This window comes from Vibrio viridaestus (genome assembly GCF_003856525.1).
In the GTDB taxonomy this organism is placed as follows: Bacteria; Pseudomonadota; Gammaproteobacteria; order Enterobacterales; family Vibrionaceae; genus Vibrio; species Vibrio viridaestus.
This window is the reverse complement of record NZ_RJVQ01000008.1, coordinates 43,063-64,405: the sequence shown is the minus strand read 5'-3', so window position 1 is coordinate 64,405 and position 21,343 is coordinate 43,063. Positions and strand designations below refer to the sequence as shown.

At 42.2% G+C, this 21,343-nt stretch carries 19 protein-coding genes and 1 pseudogene; 14 read left to right on the top strand and 6 right to left on the bottom strand.

The window, feature by feature from the left end:
* The 5 genes from hisB to hisIE are packed head-to-tail and all read left to right on the top strand — an operon-like array spanning position 1 to position 3,828.
* Positions 1-1,074, top strand: coding sequence for a bifunctional histidinol-phosphatase/imidazoleglycerol-phosphate dehydratase HisB (hisB, locus tag EES38_RS16460; RefSeq protein ID WP_124938310.1), 1,074 nt, complete (start codon positions 1-3; stop codon positions 1,072-1,074).
* The gene (gene hisH, locus EES38_RS16455; RefSeq protein ID WP_124938309.1) at positions 1,074-1,688 is read left to right on the top strand and encodes an imidazole glycerol phosphate synthase subunit HisH; all 615 of its coding nucleotides are present in this window, start codon (positions 1,074-1,076) and stop codon (positions 1,686-1,688) included. Before hisB ends, hisH begins: the two co-directional genes overlap by 1 nt.
* Before the next feature lie 15 nt (positions 1,689-1,703).
* Positions 1,704-2,441, top strand: coding sequence for a 1-(5-phosphoribosyl)-5-[(5-phosphoribosylamino)methylideneamino]imidazole-4-carboxamide isomerase (hisA, locus tag EES38_RS16450; RefSeq protein WP_124938308.1), 738 nt, complete (start codon positions 1,704-1,706; stop codon positions 2,439-2,441).
* Entirely contained in the window at positions 2,423-3,196 is a 774-nt protein-coding gene (gene hisF / locus EES38_RS16445) for an imidazole glycerol phosphate synthase subunit HisF (RefSeq protein ID WP_124938307.1), read from the top strand. The genes hisA and hisF overlap by 19 nt, the downstream gene beginning before the upstream one ends.
* The gene (hisIE, locus tag EES38_RS16440) at positions 3,193-3,828 is read left to right on the top strand and encodes a bifunctional phosphoribosyl-AMP cyclohydrolase/phosphoribosyl-ATP diphosphatase HisIE (protein ID WP_124938306.1); all 636 of its coding nucleotides are present in this window, start codon (positions 3,193-3,195) and stop codon (positions 3,826-3,828) included. The genes hisF and hisIE overlap by 4 nt, the downstream gene beginning before the upstream one ends.
* Positions 3,829-3,854: 26 nt before the next feature.
* Here hisIE and EES38_RS16435 read toward each other — a convergent pair.
* Positions 3,855-4,403: pseudogene (locus EES38_RS16435) on the bottom strand (pseudouridine synthase); the annotation flags it as partial.
* Positions 4,404-4,871: 468 nt separating this feature from the next.
* Here EES38_RS16435 and EES38_RS16430 point away from each other — a divergent pair.
* Entirely contained in the window at positions 4,872-7,100 is a 2,229-nt protein-coding gene (locus tag EES38_RS16430; protein WP_124938304.1) for an NADP-dependent isocitrate dehydrogenase, read from the top strand.
* 101 nt (positions 7,101-7,201) lie between these two features.
* On the opposite strand, the gene cspD is transcribed toward EES38_RS16430, so the two are convergent.
* Complete coding sequence (gene cspD / locus EES38_RS16425) at positions 7,202-7,423, bottom strand: cold shock domain-containing protein CspD (protein WP_166434295.1); 222 nt, start codon at positions 7,421-7,423, stop codon at positions 7,202-7,204.
* A gap of 485 nt (positions 7,424-7,908) precedes the next feature.
* Here cspD and clpS point away from each other — a divergent pair, with 485 nt between their 5' ends.
* Positions 7,909-8,229, top strand: a complete 321-nt coding sequence (clpS, locus tag EES38_RS16420) for an ATP-dependent Clp protease adapter ClpS (protein ID WP_124938302.1) — start codon at positions 7,909-7,911, stop codon at positions 8,227-8,229.
* 44 nt (positions 8,230-8,273) lie between these two features.
* Positions 8,274-10,547, top strand: coding sequence for an ATP-dependent Clp protease ATP-binding subunit ClpA (gene clpA / locus EES38_RS16415; RefSeq protein WP_124938301.1), 2,274 nt, complete (start codon positions 8,274-8,276; stop codon positions 10,545-10,547).
* Positions 10,548-10,620: 73 nt separating this feature from the next.
* Here the strand turns inward: clpA and infA are convergent, their stop codons facing one another.
* The 3 genes from infA to aat form a co-directional block, all read right to left on the bottom strand.
* On the bottom strand, positions 10,621-10,839 hold the full coding sequence (infA, locus tag EES38_RS16410) for a translation initiation factor IF-1 (protein WP_001040192.1): 219 nt from the start codon (positions 10,837-10,839) through the stop codon (positions 10,621-10,623).
* A gap of 80 nt (positions 10,840-10,919) precedes the next feature.
* Entirely contained in the window at positions 10,920-11,615 is a 696-nt protein-coding gene (locus EES38_RS16405) for an arginyltransferase (protein WP_124938300.1), read from the bottom strand.
* 1 nt (position 11,616) lies between these two features.
* On the bottom strand, positions 11,617-12,333 hold the full coding sequence (gene aat, locus EES38_RS16400) for a leucyl/phenylalanyl-tRNA--protein transferase (RefSeq protein ID WP_124938299.1): 717 nt from the start codon (positions 12,331-12,333) through the stop codon (positions 11,617-11,619).
* Positions 12,334-12,347: 14 nt separating this feature from the next.
* On the opposite strand from aat, the gene EES38_RS16395 reads away from it, so the two are divergent.
* Together EES38_RS16395 and aroA are read left to right on the top strand one after the other, a co-directional pair.
* Positions 12,348-12,803 carry an outer membrane lipoprotein gene (locus tag EES38_RS16395; protein ID WP_243694213.1) on the top strand — a complete coding sequence of 152 codons (456 nt, stop codon included), beginning with the start codon at positions 12,348-12,350 and terminating at the stop codon, positions 12,801-12,803.
* Positions 12,804-12,929: 126 nt separating this feature from the next.
* On the top strand, positions 12,930-14,210 hold the full coding sequence (aroA, locus tag EES38_RS16390) for a 3-phosphoshikimate 1-carboxyvinyltransferase (RefSeq protein ID WP_124938297.1): 1,281 nt from the start codon (positions 12,930-12,932) through the stop codon (positions 14,208-14,210).
* Positions 14,211-14,245: 35 nt separating this feature from the next.
* On the opposite strand, the gene EES38_RS16385 is transcribed toward aroA, so the two are convergent.
* Positions 14,246-14,494, bottom strand: a complete 249-nt coding sequence (locus EES38_RS16385) for a DUF2498 family protein (protein WP_124938296.1) — start codon at positions 14,492-14,494, stop codon at positions 14,246-14,248.
* A 337-nt stretch (positions 14,495-14,831) separates the two neighbouring features.
* On the opposite strand from EES38_RS16385, the gene topA reads away from it, so the two are divergent.
* The 4 genes from topA (at position 14,832) to EES38_RS16365 (ending at position 21,320) form a co-directional block, all read left to right on the top strand.
* On the top strand, positions 14,832-17,438 hold the full coding sequence (gene topA, locus EES38_RS16380) for a type I DNA topoisomerase (RefSeq protein WP_124938295.1): 2,607 nt from the start codon (positions 14,832-14,834) through the stop codon (positions 17,436-17,438).
* Positions 17,439-17,767: 329 nt separating this feature from the next.
* Positions 17,768-18,994 carry a glucose-1-phosphate adenylyltransferase gene (gene glgC / locus EES38_RS16375; protein WP_341824586.1) on the top strand — a complete coding sequence of 409 codons (1,227 nt, stop codon included), beginning with the start codon at positions 17,768-17,770 and terminating at the stop codon, positions 18,992-18,994.
* 2 nt (positions 18,995-18,996) lie between these two features.
* The gene (gene glgA / locus EES38_RS16370; RefSeq protein ID WP_124938293.1) at positions 18,997-20,448 is read left to right on the top strand and encodes a glycogen synthase GlgA; all 1,452 of its coding nucleotides are present in this window, start codon (positions 18,997-18,999) and stop codon (positions 20,446-20,448) included.
* A 77-nt stretch (positions 20,449-20,525) separates the two neighbouring features.
* Complete coding sequence (locus EES38_RS16365; RefSeq protein WP_124938292.1) at positions 20,526-21,320, top strand: alpha/beta fold hydrolase; 795 nt, start codon at positions 20,526-20,528, stop codon at positions 21,318-21,320.
* Positions 21,321-21,343: the final 23 nt, after the last annotated feature.

Here is a 21,343-nt window from a genome sequence, read left to right as displayed (position 1 = left end):
GTGAGCAAGCAACAGAAAATTTTATTTATAGACCGCGATGGTACGTTGATCGTTGAACCACCGATTGACTTTCAAGTTGACCGTCTTGATAAGCTTAAACTTGAACCTTTTGTTATTCCAAGTTTGTTAACTTTGCAAGATGCTGGATACCGACTGGTCATGGTCACGAACCAAGATGGTTTAGGTACGGATAGTTACCCACAAGACGATTTTGATGCACCTCATAATATGATGATGGAGATTTTTGAATCGCAGGGTGTGAAATTCGATGATGTTTTAATTTGTCCTCACTTCGAGAAAGATAATTGCACCTGTCGCAAGCCTAAGTTGGGTCTCGTAAAAGACTACCTTCAGCAGGGCAAAGTTGATTTCCAAAAATCAGCGGTAATCGGTGATAGAGCTACCGACATGCAGTTAGCCGAGAATATGGCCATACAAGGCATTCAATATAATCCTGAAACTTTATCTTGGCCTGCAATTGTTAAGTTGCTAACCACCACGCCACGTATAGCTAAGGTCGAACGTAAAACAAAAGAGACCGATATTTCTGTCGTTGTTAATCTCGATGAAACAGGTGGTAACTCGATTGAAACCGGTATTGGCTTCTTCGACCACATGTTAGACCAAATTGCGACTCATGGTGGGTTCCAGCTGATACTTTCGGTAAATGGGGATCTTCATATTGATGACCATCATACGGTTGAAGATACCGCTCTTGCTTTAGGTCAGGCAATTAAGGAAGCACTCGGAGATAAACGGGGTATCGGTCGATTTGGTTTTACCCTGCCAATGGATGAATGCTTAGCTCAGTGTGCGCTGGATATTTCAGGCAGACCTTATTTCAAGTTTGATGCTGAGTTTAGTCGTGCTGAAGTCGGAGAATTGTCTACTGAAATGGTTTACCACTTTTTCCGTTCTCTAACTGACACAATGGCATGCACGCTTCACTTGTCGTCAACTGGTGTTAATGATCACCACATCATTGAAAGCTTGTTTAAAGCCTTTGGCCGTACATTGCGTCAGGCGATTAAAGTTGAAGGCAATGAGTTACCAAGCAGTAAAGGAGTATTGTAATGACGTATCAAAAAGTCGTAATTATCGATACTGGTTGTGCGAATGTCTCTTCTGTTAAATTTGCTATCCAGCGCTTGGGTTATGATGTTGTGGTATCGAAAGAACCCGACGTGGTGCTTGGCGCTGATAAATTATTCTTACCGGGCGTTGGTACGGCCAGTGAAGCCATGAAGAACCTACGTGAGCGTAACCTGATTGAACTGGTCAAAAAGGTAGAGAAACCGTTACTCGGTATCTGTCTTGGTATGCAGCTTTTGGGTAAATTCTCGGAAGAGAAAGGGCAGAAAGCGAATGAATTAGTGGATTGTCTTGGTCTTTGTGATGGCGAAGTTCGTTTGATGAAAACGGGTGATTTACCATTGCCTCACATGGGGTGGAATACCGTATCCGCTGCTCCAGGAAACCCATTATTTAAAGGTATCGAAGAAGGCGAATACTTCTACTTTGTACATAGCTTTGCTATGCCTGTCGGTGATTACACTATCGCTCAATGTGATTATGGAAACCCGTTTACCGCAGCAGTGCAAAACGGCAATTATTTTGGTGTGCAGTTTCACCCAGAGCGCTCTAGTAAAGCCGGAGCTCAGTTAATCAAAAACTTCTTAGAGCTCTAAAACAAGGAACGTATTGTGATTATTCCAGCATTAGATCTTATTGATGGCCAAGTCGTTCGACTATTTCAAGGCGACTATGGGCAGGTAACCGAATATAAGGTTAACCCATCAGAACAATTTAATTTATACCATCAAGCAGGGGCTAACTGGCTACACTTGGTGGATCTGACTGGCGCAAAAGACACTAGCGCTAGGCAGCTATCATTGATTAAAACGTTATTAGATAGCACGCCTGCAAACATTCAGATTGGTGGCGGCGTTCGCACCGAAAAAGATGTCTCAGACCTCCTTGACGCTGGCGCTCAGCGTGTCGTCGTTGGCTCAACGGCCGTTAAAGATCCAGAACTAGTTAAAGGTTGGTTTAACAAGTTTGGTGCCGAACATATCGTTTTAGCACTGGACGTCAACATTGATGAGAGCGGTGTAAGAAAGGTGGCTGTATCTGGGTGGCAGGAAGATTCAGGTGTAACGATTGAAGCACTTATCGATGATTTTCTTACCGTTGGACTTAAGCACGTACTATGTACCGACATCTCCAGAGATGGCACGCTTGCGGGATCCAACGTCGACTTGTACGTAGACCTTTGTAAAGCCTATCCTCAGGTTGCATTTCAATCATCAGGTGGCATTGGCAGTCTCGATGATATCGCGGCCTTGAAAGGTTCTGGCGTCGCTGGCGTTATTGTGGGCCGAGCGCTATTGGACGGTAAGTTTACAGCAGAGGAGGCATTTGCATGTTGGCAAAGCGAATAATCCCGTGTCTTGATGTAAGAGATGGACAAGTAGTAAAAGGTGTTCAGTTTCGAAACCATGAAATCATTGGTGATATTGTTCCTTTAGCAAAACGCTATGCGGAAGAGGGGGCGGATGAACTCGTATTTTACGATATTACTGCTTCTAGTGACGGTCGGGTTGTCGACAAAAGTTGGGTGGCTAAAGTTGCTGAAGTCATCGATATCCCATTTTGCGTTGCTGGCGGAATTAAATCTGCAGAAGATGCAGCACGTATATTGGAGTTCGGTGCTGATAAAGTTTCAATCAATTCTCCTGCGTTAGCGAATCCTCAGTTGATTACAGATTTAGCCGATCGATTCGGTGTTCAATGTATTGTGGTTGGTATCGATTCATATTTTGATAAAGATACGGGCAAATATCAGGTGTATCAGTTTACAGGGGATGAAGCTCGTACTAAGGCAACGACCTGGGAAACTCGCGATTGGGTTCAGGAAGTTCAAAAACGTGGTGCTGGTGAAATCGTACTCAATATGATGAACCAGGATGGCGTACGTAATGGATACGATATTGAACAACTGAATATGGTGCGTGCGGTCTGTAAAGTACCACTAATCGCTTCAGGCGGTGCTGGCGCAATCGAACACTTTGCTGAGGCCTTTGAAGCTGCAAATGTGGATGGAGCATTAGCTGCATCTGTATTCCACAAACAAATTATTAATATAGGCGATTTAAAAACCTATTTAAGAGAGCAAGGAATTGAGGTAAGAAAATGAGTAATGTAGCACAACCCCTGGACACCCTGAGTAGCCGTATTGACTGGGAAAAAGTAGATGGGTTGGTTCCAGCGATTATCCAGGATTTCTCCTCAAGTCAGGTTCTGATGATGGGATATATGAATCCCGAAGCTTTAGCGAAAACGTTTGAAACTGAAAATGTGACGTTTTTCTCTCGTTCTAAGCAACGCTTGTGGACGAAAGGTGAAACGTCAGGCAACGTGCTTAAACTGAAAAATATTGCGCTTGATTGTGACCAGGATACTCTTTTAGTCAAAGTAAACCCTGTTGGACCTACTTGCCATACCGGAACAACCACGTGTTGGGATAACGATGGTCAGGAAGAGTCACAAATGGTTTGGCTTCATCAATTGGAAACATTGCTTGGCGAAAGAAAACAAGCGGATCCAGAAAGTTCCTACACAGCCAGTCTTTATGCACGCGGTACAAAACGTATCTCGCAAAAGGTTGGGGAAGAAGGTGTTGAAGTTGCGCTTGCGGCGACGTCTGGCGATAAAGCGGAATTGGTATGTGAATCCGCTGATTTGATTTATCACCTGTTAGTATTACTTAACGATCAAGATTTATCGATGAGTGATGTTATTAATAAACTGAAAGAGCGTCATAAATAACGCTCTGATTAGTTGCTATCAGCCTCTTAAGGGAGGCTGATTTCTTTCCATTCTCCAGGCTTAAGTCCGTCTAACTGGATACCGCCCATTGATGCTCTTATTAGGCGCAATGTTGGAAAACCAATATGTGCGGTCATTCGTCTAACTTGGCGATTTCGACCTTCAATAATCGTAATAGATAGCCACGTAGTCGGAATTGCAGCGCGAAAGCGTACTGGTGGAGTTCTCTCCCAAATATCGGGTTGCTCGATAATATTCACTTCAGCCGGTAAGGTCATGCCGTCTTTCAACTCAACACCTTCACGTAATTTTTCGAGATCGCTTTCGTCAGGGGTGCCTTCTACCTGTACCCAGTAGGTTTTTGGTGATTTTGATTCGGGTTGAGTCAGTTTAGCTTGAAGAATGCCATCGTTAGTTAAGACCATGAGACCTTCGCTGTCTCGATCGAGCCGACCGGCTGCATAAACATCTTTTATCGGAATAAAGTCTGCCAGTGTCTGCCGATTTTGGTCATCAGTGAACTGGCTCAATGTGTCGAAGGGCTTGTTAAATATGAGTACTTTTCTCTGTTCGAGATTGATGGCATTGTTTCTATTTGAACGACGGCGATTTGCACTTTGTTTTCGAATGCGAGCTTTCTGATTACGATTAGATCCGGAAAAATTTGTCTTACGAACTGTCTTTTTGCCAGGGCGGCTGGGCATGTTAACGTCCTTAGGAAAATATGAATGCAATATGTTAAAAAATTTTTCTATGTCGCTATATTAGTCTACAATCTCAACGTCTTCGAGTATGCATACGATGTAACGGAAACGACACCTCTGTCATGGTGGGTAAGTATACTGAATATCGTCAGGTCGAAGATAGTGGGAGTCTAATCATTTGGTTAATTTCGTGCCAAAAGGTGCAATTCAGTTATCCGTGTGATGATTTTCGTACGTAAAGCGCGTACACTTTGCGCCTGATCCCACACAAATTAAGTGTGAACATAAGTATCAATCATTATGCTAGAAATGATTGTGAGATAAAAATAGGGAAATTTCATGCCTACAAATAAGCCTACAATTATTTACACCATTACAGATGAGGCGCCAGCCTTAGCGACGTATTCATTCTTGCCGATTATTCAGTCTTTCACTAAGTCATCTGGTATCACCATTGAAACTCGTGACATATCATTGGCAGGACGTATTATCGCTAACTTCCCTGACTATTTGAAAGACGATCAGCGTATCGGTGATGCATTATCTGAGCTGGGTGAATTAGCTAAAACACCTGATGCGAACATCATAAAACTTCCTAATATTTCAGCGTCCGTACCTCAACTACGTGCTGCAATTAAAGAACTTCAAGCAAAAGGTTATGCGCTTCCTGATTATCCAGACGAGCCTAAAAACGATAAAGAAGCTGAAGTTAAAGCGATTTATGACAAAATTAAAGGTAGTGCTGTAAATCCAGTATTGCGTGAAGGTAACTCAGACCGTCGTGCCCCTGCATCTGTTAAGAACTATGCAAAGAAAAACCCACATTCAATGGGTGCGTGGAAGGGCGATTCTAAGTCTCATGTGTCTAGCATGACAGATCATGACTTCTTCGGTAGCGAGAAGTCAGTTACTGTACAAGGAGCAAAAAACGTAGCGATCGAATTCGTTGATGCTTCAGGAAACAAAAAGACTTTGAAACCATCAGTTAAGCTTATTGATAAAGAGATCATCGATACTTCCGTATTAAGTAAAGCGGCACTGATTGATTTTTATCGTCAGCAGATTGAAGATGCTAAAACACAAGACGTGCTACTTTCTCTTCATCTAAAAGCAACAATGATGAAGGTATCTGATCCGGTAATCTTTGGCTATGCGGTAAAAGAATACTACAAAGACGTATTTGCGAAACATGGTGCTCTTTTTGAATCACTAGGTGTCGATGCCAATAACGGTATTGGTGATGTGTACGCGAAGATAGAGTCTCTTCCTGAAGCTCAGAAAGCAGAAGTTGAAGCAGACTTAGCCGCGGTATATAAGGTCAATCCACCATTAGCAATGGTTGACTCGGATCGTGGCATTACTAACTTACATGTACCGAGCGATGTTATTGTCGATGCATCAATGCCTGCAATGATCCGTTCATCTGGTCAAATGTGGGGTCCAGATGGAAAGCAAAAAGATACCAAAGCAGTCATCCCTGATAGATGTTATGCAGGTGTTTATCAAGCCGTTATTGATTTTTGTAAAGAACACGGCGCGTTTGATCCAACCACTATGGGTAGCGTGCCAAACGTTGGTCTGATGGCTCAGAAAGCTGAAGAATACGGTTCACACGATAAAACATTTGTGATTTCAGGTGAAGGCCGTGTTCAGGTTGTTGACGTAGAATCTGGCGATGTATTACTTGAACAAGCGGTAAGCGACGGTGATATTTTCCGTATGTGTCAAGTTAAGGACGCTCCAATTCAAGACTGGGTGAAACTGGCTGTTACTCGTTCGCGCTTAAGCGATACGCCAGCAATATTCTGGTTGGATGAGAATCGTGCACACGATGCTGAACTTATTAAGAAAGTAAAAACATACTTACCTGAGCATGATACTAATGGTCTAGAAATTAAGATCCTGTCTTCAGTTGATGCAACGCTTTATTCGCTAGAGCGAATCAAAGCAGGTTTGGATACTATTTCAGTGACAGGTAACGTATTGCGTGATTATCTGACTGACTTATTCCCGATTTTAGAGTTAGGCACATCGGCAAAAATGCTGTCGATTGTTCCGTTAATGAATGGTGGTGGCTTGTTTGAAACAGGTGCGGGTGGTTCTGCGCCAAAACACGTTCAGCAAGTTCAGAAAGAAAATCACCTACGTTGGGATTCTTTAGGTGAGTTCTTGGCACTGTCGGCCTCGTTAGAACACTTGAGCCAAGTGACAGGCAATGCTAAAGCGAAAGTCTTGGCTGACACCTTAGATAAAGCGACAGGTGACTTCCTGAATAACAACAAGTCTCCATCGCGTAAAGTAGGTGAAATAGATAACCGCGGTAGTCATTTCTATCTTGCTCTATACTGGGCTCAAGCGTTGGCAGGTCAAACTGAAGATAGTGACTTAGCGAAGGAATTTGCTCCAATCAGTCAGGTTATGGCTGAGAAAGAAGAGGACATACTTGCCCAACTAAATGGTGCTCAAGGCGTCGCCGGTGATTTAGGAGGTTATTACCTACCTGAATTTGCTAAGGCATCATCATTAATGCGACCAAGTTCAATTCTAAATGAGATCATTAGTGAGTAATGGTCATCGAATCTGATAAACAAAAAACCCGCCAACTGGCGGGTTTTTTCATTTTTCGATTCAATGGTCAGACGTTGAGTTGAAATCAGTTTAAGTCAGAACTATTTTGCTTGTTCACCTTCAATCGGAACAACACTACTGGCATGATAACCTTTAGGTCCTTGTTCCACTTCGTAAGAAACTACTTGGCCTGCTTTGAGGGTACGATATCCGTCCATTTGAATGGTTGAATAATGTGCGAAGATATCCCCTTCTTCTCCTTCCGGACAAATGAAGCCAAATCCCTTGGCGTTGTTAAACCATTTTACTGTACCTGTAGCCATGCTATACATCCCTCATGCATTTTATTTACTGGAAATAGTATTGACCTTGAAACGAAATATTTGTTTACAATTTTGTTTCATTGATGTGATAAAAATTTAGATAATTGCTAAAAAATTAGTCACTAATTAACCAATTTAGCGTGTTCAATACCGTAGTCAATACCAAAAGGGCATAAATATGCCTATGATTGCAACAAATTCCAGTAATGTTTACATTTCTGTAACTAAAGTGGTAGTGTATTTGTGAAGGATATCAATCGGCCATATCAATGACAGTTTACTCGATATCCAATTTCGCAATCTTATTGAAGTAAATAGCAATCTTTTATTTGCAGCGATACAATTGGTGCATTAGTCTCTAAGTAAGAGATGTTTTTCTCTCAGATGGAATTTTATGTGGTACTAGAGTTGGCTTTGCAGAAACACATCCATTGAGATTTTAACAGACCAATAATCGGAAAACTCTCTAAGAATTATCGGCCATTATGAGTAAACATTTTGAATGGGTGACTCCAGACTCAGAACTACTGGAGAAAGAAAAAACGGCTGTACAACCACCTGCGATGTACAATGTGTTGTTGTTGAACGATGACTATACGCCAATGGATTTTGTAATTGATGTACTGCAAAAATTCTTTACTATGGATATAGACAAAGCGACGCAAACGATGTTAGCTGTACATTATGAAGGAAAAGCGATTTGTGGCACATTTACAGCTGAAGTTGCTGAGACCAAAGTTGCGCAAGTAACGATGTATTCTCGGGAAAATGAGCACCCGCTTTTGTGTACGATGGAGCGAGCTTAAATCTTGCCAGAACGACTACGTAGTCGTTCCTTAAGGAGGTCCCAATGCTTAACAAAGAACTAGAGTCCAGTTTGAATGGTGCGTTCGCTCGTGCCAGAGACAAGCGACATGAATACATGACCGTCGAGCACCTCCTGCTAGCATTGTTAGACAACGATGCAGCTAAGGAAGCATTACTAGCATGTGGTGCGAACATTGACGAGTTACGCAGTGAACTTGACGTGTTCATCGATCAGACCACTCCCTTAATCCCAGATAATGACGAAACACGTGAAACTCAACCAACATTGAGCTTTCAACGGGTTTTACAACGTGCTGTCTTCCATGTGCAATCCTCAGGACGCAATGAAGTAAGCGGTGCAAATGTATTAGTCGCTATATTCAGCGAACAAGAATCCCAAGCGGCATTTCTACTGAAAAAACACGATGTTAGCCGTCTTGATATTGTTAATTTTATTTCTCATGGAATCACTAAGGCTTCCAGCTCAAGTGAGGGTCCATCTTCTGATTCATTTAGTGCAGAATCGACAGAGGAAACCAGTTCAGAAGAAAGACTAGAGAACTTTGCGACCAACTTAAACCACATGGCTGCGCAGGGTAAAATTGATCCTCTAATCGGCCGTGATTTTGAATTGGAACGTACTATTCAGGTGTTATGTCGTCGCCGTAAAAACAATCCACTTCTCGTGGGTGAGGCGGGTGTGGGTAAGACCGCGATAGCAGAAGGACTAGCTTGGCGTATTGTTCAGGGTCAGGTCCCTGATGTGATTAAAGATAGCGTTATTTATTCTCTCGATATTGGTTCATTACTGGCTGGGACCAAATACCGTGGTGACTTTGAAAAACGCTTTAAAAATATATTAAAACAGTTAGAGCGTGAGAAAGATGCCGTACTGTTTATTGATGAAATTCATACTATTATCGGTGCGGGTGCTGCATCAGGTGGTCAAGTTGACGCTGCGAACCTGATCAAGCCTTTGCTTAGCAGTGGTAAACTGCGTTGTATTGGTTCTACGACATATCAGGAATACAACAACATTTTTGAGAAAGAAAGAGCACTATCTCGTCGTTTCCAAAAAATCGATATTGTTGAACCATCAATTGACGACACAACGAAAATTTTGATGGGGCTTAAACCTAAATATGAAGCTCACCATGATGTTCGTTATACCAAAGAAGCGTTACGTGCTGCTGTTGAACTTTCGGCCAAATACATCAACGAGCGTCATTTGCCTGATAAAGCGATTGACGTCATAGATGAAGCAGGTGCTCGCGCACGTTTGGTTCCAGTTAGTCGTCGTAAGAAAACTGTTGGTGTGGCAGAGATCGAAGCCATGGTAGCTAAAATCGCTCGTATCCCTGAAAAATCTCTTTCTGCCAGTGACAAAGATGTTCTTCAGAACTTAGATGAGAAAATGAAGATGCTCGTATTCGGTCAAGACAACGCTATCGATGCGCTGACTGAAGCGATTAAGCTTTCTCGTGCAGGTTTGGGTGCTGAGAATAAACCTGTAGGTTCATTCTTGTTTGCTGGGCCTACTGGTGTGGGTAAGACAGAGGTTACATTACAGCTTTCAAAACTGATGGGTATAGAACTACTTCGTTTTGATATGTCTGAATATGGAGAACGCCACTCGGTGAGCCGTCTTATCGGTGCTCCTCCAGGTTATGTAGGCTTTGACCAAGGTGGTATGTTAACGGATGCCGTTATTAAACATCCACATGCAGTCGTGCTGCTTGATGAGATAGAAAAAGCTCACCCTGACATATTTAACTTGTTACTGCAGGTAATGGATAACGGAACGTTAACGGATAACAACGGCCGTAAAGCAGATTTCCGCAATGTTATTCTCGTCATGACAACGAATGCGGGCGTTCAGGAAACCGTTAAAAAATCGATTGGTCTTATCCAGCAAGATCATAGTCATGACGCTATGGTCGAGATTAAGAAAGTATTTACGCCTGAATTCCGTAACCGCCTTGATAACATTATTTGGTTCAATAGCTTGGACGAAAGTGTTATTCATCAGGTTGTTGACAAATTTATTGTCGAGCTTCAGGTTCAACTCGATGCTCGTGGAGTTTCTCTAGAAGTGGATGAGGACGCGAGAAACTGGTTGGCTGTTAAGGGCTACGATAAAGCAATGGGTGCTCGTCCTATGGCTCGAGTTATCCAGGAGCAGGTTAAGAAACCGTTGGCTAATGAGCTGCTATTTGGTTCTTTAGTGGATGGTGGAACAGTGAAAGTGTCACTAGATGGTAAGGATGACAAACTCGCTTTCACCTGCATTGGTCGTAAAGAAGAAGCGGTGCATTAAGCCGCTCTTCCATGTAAAAACAAAAAACGGAGCATCTGCTCCGTTTTTTGTTATGCGACTTTTCTACTCGGCATTAACGAGCACGGAAGACGATGCGGCCTTTTGATAGGTCGTAAGGAGTCATCTCTACAGTCACTTTGTCTCCAGTCAGGATACGGATGTAGTTTTTACGCATCTTACCTGAAATGTGGGCTGTCACTACGTGACCGTTTTCAAGTTCAACTCGAAACATTGTATTGGGCAAGGTATCAAGAACTGTACCTTGCATTTCAATTACGTCTTCTTTAGCCATTTAATCCTCTTTAGAAAATGTGGCGGAAATGGCAACTAGAGGTGTCGCCAAAAACGAGATTAGTAAAGTTGGGCAGTATTTTACCCTCGCCAACGCTGATTTACTAGCCTTTGATGAGGATGAAAACGAACTTTATAGTTCATTGCGGGGCAGCTGTCTATCTGATAACCAAGATACAGCCATTGTTTTTGATGAAGTTTACTGAATTCGAGCTGAAATAAAACAGCCAGAGTTCCAAGAGAAAAATGATAATCTGGGTCAAAGAAAGTATAAAACGCACTCGTACAGTTTGGTAATACGTCCATCACTGCAATCGCGATTAACCTTTCGTCCTCATATATATGCAGGTATTTTACATTAAGCCAGTTACAAGACGAGAAAGTTTCGAAATCATGTTTGTCTGGAGGGTACATACTGCCGTCACTATGGCGCTTCGCTATATAGTCGGCATAGAGGGAAAACCAACTATCATCAAGTGATGATTTAACCTGATAATGTAGGCGTTGGGCTTTGTTTTTTAGGCGTTTTTGACTCTTAGATAGTTCAAAAGATTGTGCGTCTACGCGTAGTGCTTCGCATTGATTGCAATTAGAGCAATAAGGTTTGTAGATAGTTTGACCGCTGCGGCGAAAACCATTAGCTAACAGTATCTCGTAATTTTCGGCGCATTGCATACGAGGATCAACAGCCACAGCTACTCTTTCCTTTTGATCAGAGAGATAGCTGCATGGGTGTTCCTGTGTGAGGCCTATTTGGATACTTTGCATTGGGTTCATTTTAATCCTGAAGCGTGGGTGTAATCCATTGTTTTTCGAAACATCCTGATTGAATATTGCTACTCTTACATAAGTTTAGCGTTGAAAGAAAGCTTTCTCTGGAAATTTCCTTCGCACCAAGTGATTGAAGGTGAGGATTCATGACTTGGCAATCAATCATCTTGCCTCCATAACGAGCAAAGTGTTCACAAAAAGCCCATAGTGCAATCTTTGAAGCATTACTGGTTAACGAAAACATCGATTCACCACAGAATAGTTGACCAACCTGGACTCCATATAAACCACCAACCAGCTCGGTCTCACTCCATACTTCAACAGAATGAACATGGCCTTTTTCATGTAATGATAGATAAGACGCTATCATTTCTTCGTTGAGCCATGTTTCTTCGGGTCCGCGAGTAGAAGCGCAGAGATTTATGACAGAGTACGCATCTTTATTAATGCTTACTGAGAAATTCGCTTTTTTTTGGAATTTTTTAACACTTCTAGCGGGTTTAAATGTCATAGGATAGAACACCGCACGTGGTGCTGGACTCCACCAAAGCAGCGGTTCATTCGGACCATACCATGGGAATATGCCATGGTAGTAACCATTGAGTATTCTCGCAGGATTGAGATCGCCTCCAATTGCCAATAGACCATTAGGCTCATCAAGAGCATCATAGGGTGACGGGAAGTCGAAATTATCGAGACTGAGTTCAGATAAATATATTGTCATTTATGGAGAAGTTTATGCGTTGGGTAGTATTGATCTTAAGCATTTTGCCGTTGTTTGCCAATGCTGAATACCAGAGAAATGTTGCTAGGCCTGTGGACAAAGTCGTCTTTGGTCAGGTGGAATCGGCTCGTTATTTTAGTGAATCAGAAATCGAATATGCCAAAGACAATGGGTTAAAAACATTTTTAGGGGCGATTGCTGGAGGGGTTATCGGTCATCAGTTCGGCGGTGGACACGGACGAACTGTCGCAACCATCGTCGGTACAGTTGCAGGCGCAGCTGTTGGGAATCAGTATGAAGGTAAGCCCTATGAAACTCATGATAGGGGAGTGGAATTACTAATTAAATCTAAGGATGGGCAACTTATTGATGTTGTTCAGGATGTAGACGATAAAATGATCTTTCACCATGGAGATTCGGTGCGAATTTTGTATTTCAGTGATGGAGTTCGTGTCGATAAAGAATACTAATTCCACAAAAAGTCATACTTGGGTCTAGAGAAACCAAGAAAATTTCGTTAGTCTCACCCTACGATGAATTTATCGTCTTACCAAACGACTGATTAAGGTAAGACGACAAGGAACATATATCTTTAGATGGAAAGCCTAACGTTACAGCCAATAAAATCAATAAATGGAGAAGTGAACCTTCCAGGTTCAAAAAGTGTATCTAATCGAGCATTACTGCTTGCTGCTTTAGCTAATGGTAAAACAAAGTTAACTAACTTGTTAGATAGCGATGATATTCGCCATATGCTTAATGCATTGACTAAGCTTGGCGTCAAATATCAATTATCAGCAGATAAGACATCATGTGAAGTAGAAGGCCTAGGACGACCTTTTAAAAGTAATGAAGCCCTAGAGTTATTTCTTGGTAATGCCGGAACAGCAATGCGTCCGTTGGCAGCTGCATTGACTCTTTCTCAAGGAGAGTTTGTGCTTACTGGTGAGCCTCGAATGAAGGAACGTCCAATCGGACATCTTGTAGATGCATTAACGCAGGCTGGGGCTAAGATTGAATATCTTGAGAATGAAGGGTTTCCACCGTTAAAGATTATCGGTTCTGGATTAACCGGTGGTACAGTAGAAATCGATGGTTCTATTTCTAGCCAATTTTTAACCGCTTTCCTAATGTCAGCGCCATTAGCGCAAGCTGACACTACAATCAAGATAGTTGGTGAGCTTGTATCGAAACCATACATCGATATAACACTTCATATCATGGAGCAATTTGGTGTTAGCGTTGATAACCAAAACTACAAGGAATTCGTCGTTAAAGCTGGTCAACAATATCAGGCACCAGGAGACTTTTTAGTTGAGGGCGATGCATCATCCGCTTCCTATTTTCTTGCCGCAGCAGCAATTCGAGGCGGTCAGGTGAAAGTGACTGGTATCGGCAAAAACAGTATTCAGGGTGATACTCAGTTTGCACAAGCGCTGGAAAAAATGGGTGCAGAAATAGAGTGGGGTGATGACTACGTAATCGCTCGACATGGTGAACTCAATGCAGTTGACATGGATTTTAATCATATTCCAGATGCTGCTATGACCATTGCAACGACTGCGTTATTTGCCAAAGGTACGACTTCTATTCGCAATGTATATAACTGGCGAGTGAAAGAAACTGACCGATTAAGCGCAATGGCGACTGAATTGAGAAAAGTGGGTGCCATCGTTGAAGAAGGGGACGATTATATTACGATTACGCCACCTAAACAGTTAATACACGCTGCTATTGATACATACGATGATCATCGTATGGCAATGTGTTTTTCTCTTGTGGCTCTGAGTGATACCCCAGTGACCATCAATGATCCGAAGTGTACTTCTAAAACGTTTCCTGATTACTTTGACCGATTGGCTGGTTTAAGTGCTTAGTTAGGATAGTGAGCTAGGTGAACATTGCAGTTCACCTAGTCTTTTAATGTGTATTCTTTAGACATTACATGAGCTAAAAACTTGTATAGGTTAAACGCGACAGTTGTTTTGCTCGTAGGCAGTCCAGACGCGTCCAGAAAATACTCGCCCTTAAATATTAGAACGCTGTCTTTTTCCACGACATCGGTTACTTTTAACCCTTCAATGTATTGTTCGTGTTTTACGATTTCATGATTGGCTATCTCAATCAAGTCGCTTTTTGAAATTGGTTTTAGATCACTCATTGGCTGTTCTCATTGTTAGTAATTACAGTGATTTTATTGATGTCAATTCAGATATCAACAGCAAATATTTAAATCAAACATTGAATAATTGACATTTGCCATTACATTTGTCCCATAATGCACCGTCAATTTAGAGTCAATTTCTGGAATTTTTTTCTGTTATCGAGTAATGTCCACGACATTATTCACTTAGTGTAAATGTCGAGCAATTGATGATTAAATTAAAAAAACAGGTTGATCTTCTTTATTTATCGCTCGATATTAAAAAAAGAAAAGTTTATCAAGAATGAAATGCGAGTCAGGATTCGCATAGTGATTAAGGACATTTGAGTCAATTATGAGTAAATCACTGGTTATAGTGGAGTCTCCTGCCAAGGCGAAAACAATCAATAAATATCTTGGCAAAGACTATATAGTGAAGTCTAGTGTCGGTCACGTCCGCGATCTTCCAACATCGGGTCAATCTAGTACCGCAAAGAAGACGGCATCAAAAACAACAAAAACACTTTCGCCTGAAGAAAAAGCAAAGAACGCGCTTGTTAAGAAAATGGGGGTAGACCCTTATCATGGCTGGGAGGCCAATTATCAAATTCTTCCGGGTAAAGAGAAAGTTGTTTCAGAACTTCAAAAGCTAGCTAAAGATGCAGATTATGTTTATCTCGCAACGGATTTGGATCGCGAGGGAGAAGCAATTGCATGGCATCTGCGTGAAATTATCGGTGGAGATGAAGACCGATATAAGCGTGTTGTTTTTAACGAAATTACGAAAAATGCTATCAAGCAAGCATTTGAAAAACCAGGAACACTGAATATCGATGGAGTAAATGCTCAGCAGGCACGACGTTTTATGGATCGTGTTGTGGGCTTTATGGTATCGCCGTTACTGTGGAAAAAAGTCGCCAGAGGCTTATCCGCAGGGCGAGTACAATCCGTTGCGGTGAAGCTTCTGGTCGAACGTGAACGCGAAATCAAGGCCTTTGTTCCTGAAGAGTTTTGGGATATTAACGCGTTTACGCAGACTAAAGCCGCTGACGCTTTACAATTATTAGTTGCACAGAAAGATGGTCAATCATTTAAGCCATCGAGTGAAGCTGAAACAAAAGTTGCATTAGATATATTAAAAAATGCCACTTACGAAGTATGTAAGCGTGAAGATAAGCCAACATCAAGTAAGCCAACTGCACCATTTATTACGTCGACGTTGCAACAAGCAGCAAGCACCAGACTGGGATATGGCGTTAAAAAAACGATGATGCTAGCTCAGCGTCTCTACGAAGCGGGTTACATTACGTACATGCGTACTGACTCCACGAACCTCAGTTCTGAAGCCGTAGATGCTGTAAGAGGCTATATTTCAGATAATTATGGTGCTAACTATCTTCCTGCATCGCCAAACGTGTATGGAAGCAAAGAGAACGCTCAGGAAGCGCACGAAGCAATACGACCTTCGGATGTTTCGGTTTTAGAGCCGGACTTGAAAGGAATGGAAGCAGACGCGCACAAGCTGTACGCACTAATCTGGAATCAATTTGTATCTTGTCAGATGACTCCGGCAAAATACATTTCCAGCACAATTAGTGTGAAAGCGGCGGAATTTACGCTTAAAGCGAAAGGTCGGATTCTTAAGTTCGATGGTTGGACTCGAGTGCAGAGACCATTGGGCAAGAATGAAGACCAATTGTTACCAGAGGTAGAGTTAGGAGACAAGTTAACTCTTAAGTCTCTTGAGCCAAAACAGCACTTTACAAAGCCGCCAGCACGATACACTGAAGCTGCGTTGGTAAAAGAGCTTGAAAAACGAGGTATTGGTCGTCCATCGACTTATGCGTCGATTATTTCTACTATTCAGGATCGTGGCTATGTCAAAGTCGAGCAGCGTCGTTTTTATGCTGAAAAGATGGGTGAAATTGTTACCGATCGTCTGGACCAAAGCTTCCAGGATCTTATGAACTACGACTTTACTGCTCGAATGGAAGAAAAACTCGACCAGATAGCCGTCGGTCACATGAACTGGAAAGAAGTGCTAGACAACTTTTTCAATGACTTCTCTGACGAATTAAATGTTGCTGAGAGGGACGAAGATGATGGTGGTATGAAGCCTAATCATATCGTCATGACAAACATCGAATGTCCTACCTGTTCTCGACCTATGGGGATTAGGACAGCATCTACAGGGGTGTTCCTTGGTTGTTCAGGGTATGCTCTTCCACCAAAAGAACGTTGTAAAACAACTATTAACCTTGGTGATGAAGACGGTATCGTTAACGTTCTTGAAGAGGATGTAGAAACCGCTGACTTACGTGCAAAACGTCGTTGTCCAAAATGTGGAACTGCGATGGATGCTTACCTTATTGATGATAAGCGTAAACTGCATGTCTGTGGTAATAACCCTAACTGTGAAGGCTATGAAGTTGAACACGGTGAATTTAAAGTCAAAGGGTATGATGGACCAGTCGTCGAGTGCGATAAATGTGGTTCTGATATGGTTCTTAAAAATGGTCGGTTCGGCAAGTATATGGACTGTACTAACGAGAGCTGTAAGAACACGCGTAAGATTCTAAGAAATGGTGAAGTGGCGCCACCGAAAGAAGATCCAGTCCATTTCCCAGAGCTACCATGCTCTAACTCTGACGCGTATTTTGTATTACGCGATGGCGCATCAGGACTCTTTTTTGCGGCGAGTAACTTTCCGAAATCACGAGAAACCAGAGCGCCAATGGTCAGCGAATTTGTGCAGTACGCCGATCGTATACCTGAGAAGTTTAAATACCTTACGACCGCGCCTGAGAAAGATCCAGATGGCGAGCCAGCAGTAATACGTTTTAGTCGTAAATCAAAGGAACATTACGTTAGAACAGAGTCTGATGGCAAACCGACTGGCTGGACTGCTTTATACATTGACGGTGAGTGGGTTGTCACTGATAAGCGAAAAAAAGCTAAGTAACAGATCATAGACAGTCACTATATTAAAAAGCAGCGTAAGCTGCTTTTTTTATACCCAAAGATAGCCGTTATCGAGGTATCGTGGATAGCAAATGCAACCAACCACGCAAAGAGTTCCACCAGGGAATGATTTAATTCGTGGAATGTGACGTGCGTTACGAACTTCACATTGTTATTTCATTGCACCCGGTAACTTCACGTTTTTCACGTTGTATTCTTTTTAAAATCCGATAACTTATAAACAACATGTTGCACTGTATGACGGTTTTTTGTACTGCTGTGGTTTGAATTACTGCCGGATGGTGTGAAAAATGAAAAGTAAGTAGATGGATGGAGAACGTCATGGCTGGTGTATTGAGTATGATTTTGGCTGGGGGGGAAGGATCTCGTTTGAGACCCTTAACTGAGAGCCGAAGCAAACCGTCTGTACCTTTTGGTGGTAGCTACAGGTTAATCGATTTTGCGTTAAACAATTTTGTCAATGCGGACATTATGCGTATTTACATTTTGACTCAGTTTAAGTCGCAGTCGCTCAATTTGCATATGAAGAAAGGTTGGCATGTTTCGGGAATTACTGATCGTTTTATAGACGTGATTCCGGCACAAATGCGTGATGGGAAGCGTTGGTATGAGGGGACCGCCGATGCTATTTATCAAAATATTCGCTTTATAGAATTATCTGATCCGGACTACGTTTGTATCTTTGGCTCAGATCATATTTATAAAATGGATGTGCGGCAGATGCTGGATTATCACAGATCGACTGACGCAAAACTAACAGTATCAGCAATTCGAATGCCGATTTCCGAAGCATCGCAGTTCGGAATTATAGAGGTAGACGAAACCGGTAAAATGGTCGGCTTTCAGGAAAAGCCTGATAACCCTAAGTGTATTCCGGGCGAGCCAGATTGGGTACTTGTTTCAATGGGAAACTATATCTTTGATGCGAAAACACTGTATACGGAGCTTAAAGAAGATTCCGTTAATCCTGATTCCAGCCATGATTTTGGCAAAGATATTATTCCTAAACTGTACCCTCAAGGTGATGTCTATGTTTATGACTTCTCAACCAATAAAATTAAAGGTGAAAAGGATCAATATTGGCGAGATGTTGGAACTATCGATTCGTATTGGGCTGCGAACATGGATCTTTTAGGCAAAGACCCTGAATTCTCTTTGTACAATCGTAGCTGGCCACTACATACCTACTATCCACCCTTACCACCAGCAACATTTGTTGACGTTGATAATCATAGAGTTAAGATAACAGATAGTTTAGTTTCTGGTGGTAGCTACATTCAGGGAAGTGAAATATACAAATCTGTTCTGGGCTATCGAAGTAATATTGCTGCTGGCTCAATTATTAGTGAATCCGTCATTCTAGGTGACACTAAAATTGGTGAAGGCTGCATCATCAAGCGAGCAATAATTGATAAAGATGTCGAAATTGCGCCGGGTATGGTTATTGGCGAAGATCTTGAATTGGATCGCAAGCGCTTTCACGTTTCACCCAATGGCATCGTCGTTATCGCTAAAGGCTCAAAAATTGGATTTTAAAGATGGAACAAATCGACATATGGTTTACGGTTTCTGAGGTTCAAGGGATTGTTAAGACAGGGGGATTGGCTGACGTTGCTAAAGCACTCCCTATGGCTTTAAAAGCTCAGGGAATGTCGGTTAAAGTGGTTATGCCAGGTTATCGATCTGTGCCGGGAAAGGATGGCTGCCCAGTTATTCTCGATACTGAATTGGCCTATTGGCCGCACACGCGATATCAGATCCGAAAGGCTGAGTTTAATGGGATAGAGGTATTCTTAGTCGATAACGATGAATATTTTAATCGTCCAGAGCTTTATTCGGAACATAATAGAGCCTACGCGGATAATGGAGATAGGTTTGCTTTTTTCTCTGCGGCAACATTGGATTGTTTACCAAAACTCGGTTTTAAGCCTGACATAATTCATGCAAATGACTGGCATACGGGACTCGTCCCATTTTTATTGAAAACGCGTTACGCTCAGGATGATTACTTCGGAAAAATGAAAAGTGCTATTACCATTCATAACGCGATGTTCAAGGGGATCTTCTCTTTCAATGAGCTAGAGTTAATACCCGAGTTACACGTGTCTGGAATGGAACACCTGCATTATGGCTATGGTTATATCAGTATGCTGCGCGCCGGCATTGCTTATGCGGATAAAGTCAATGCGGTTAGCCCTAACTATGCAAAGGAGCTGTTGACACCATTGGGCTCTCACGGTTTGGTCGACGACTTCGTACGAAGAGCAAAGGATCTTCATGGTATTCTAAACGGGTGCGATTACTCAGAATGGAGCCCTGTCACTGATGAGTATATACCGCAGCATTATGAGGGTAACCTAGACTCTATGATAAAGGGGAAGGCGATAAACAAAGCCGCGTTACAAGAGGCTTTTCATTTACCCCATAAGGAAGTACCTGTATTTGGGATGGTGTGCCGGTTAACCCATCAAAAAGGCTTTCATTACCTGCTCCCGATCTTAAACGATTTCTTAAAGAATGATGTTCAGATTGCGATTGTGGGAACAGGAGAGCCAGAAATGGCTAATCAGCTACACCACATTGCATCGCGCTTTCCTGATAAATGCGCTTTTCTGGAGGCGTACAGCAACGAGTTTGCCCACTTGGTTGAAGCAGGATCTGACTTTTTCCTCATGCCATCAGAGTTTGAAGCGTGCGGTCTGAATCAAATCTATAGTATGGCCTATGGTACTTTACCTATAGTGAGAGAAGTCGGAGGGCTAAAAGATACTGTCATTGATTATGATAAAAATCCCGATCAAGCCACGGGCTTTAGTTTCGTCGAGCCTTCAGCTCAAGCACTTCTGATCACAATGCAGAGAGCACTAATTCTCTATCTCCAATCGAAGAATGTGTTTAATGAAATTCAATTGCGTGCGATGAGCAAGAACTTCAGTTGGGATGACGCTGCGACTGAATACATCAAAATGTATCATGAAGCCCTAATTTAGAATTTAAGAGACGCTACGGCGTCTTTTTTATGCTAAAGTTCTGCGATTCTTAACTGACAGAACTCTTAGTAATTTTTATGAAGTCTAGCCTCTTACACCACAAAACATATATTTGTGCGCCAAACGCAGATTGGCTGGTGTTTATTCATGGGGCTGGCGGCAGTAGTGCTACTTGGTTCAAACAGGTCAGATATTTCCGTCAATACTATAACATCGTTCTCGTTGATCTCAGAGGGCATGGGGAGTCCACCTCACGTGATCCAAATAATAATTCTCAACGATATTCCTTTTCTCTAGTTACCCAAGACGTCATCGACTTGCTTGACTTCCTAAATATAAAAAGTGCACATTTCGTTGGCATGTCCATGGGGACTATCATCGTTAGAACTCTTATTGAAATAAGGCCCGCGTTGGTTAAGACAATGATATTAGCTGGAGCAACAGTAAAGCTGAACTGCTATGCTCAAGGTTTGATTACGATTGGGAACCTATTCAAAGATATTCTTCCTTACATGTGGCTCTATCGTTTTTTTGCGTTTGTCGTAATGCCGCAACGATGCCAAAAAGAAGCCAGAAATATCTTCATCAATGAAGCACGTAAGCTTAATAAAGAAGAATTTAAACGTTGGTTTGCACTGACCAAAGACGCTCAAACTATTCTCAAGCGCCACAGAAAACTAGCTCCGCAAGCCCCAACAATTTATATAATGGGGGATAAAGATCGGTTCTTTCTAGAGGCAGTAGTGCAAAATGTTAGTCGTCATGAAACGAGCCATCTAAAGGTGATGGTAAATTGTGGCCATGTTTGCAATATCGAACAACCAGACAGGTTTAATCAGATAGCAGAAGAATTTCTTTCCCAATATCGTTGAGATTTATTCATCTCAACGATATT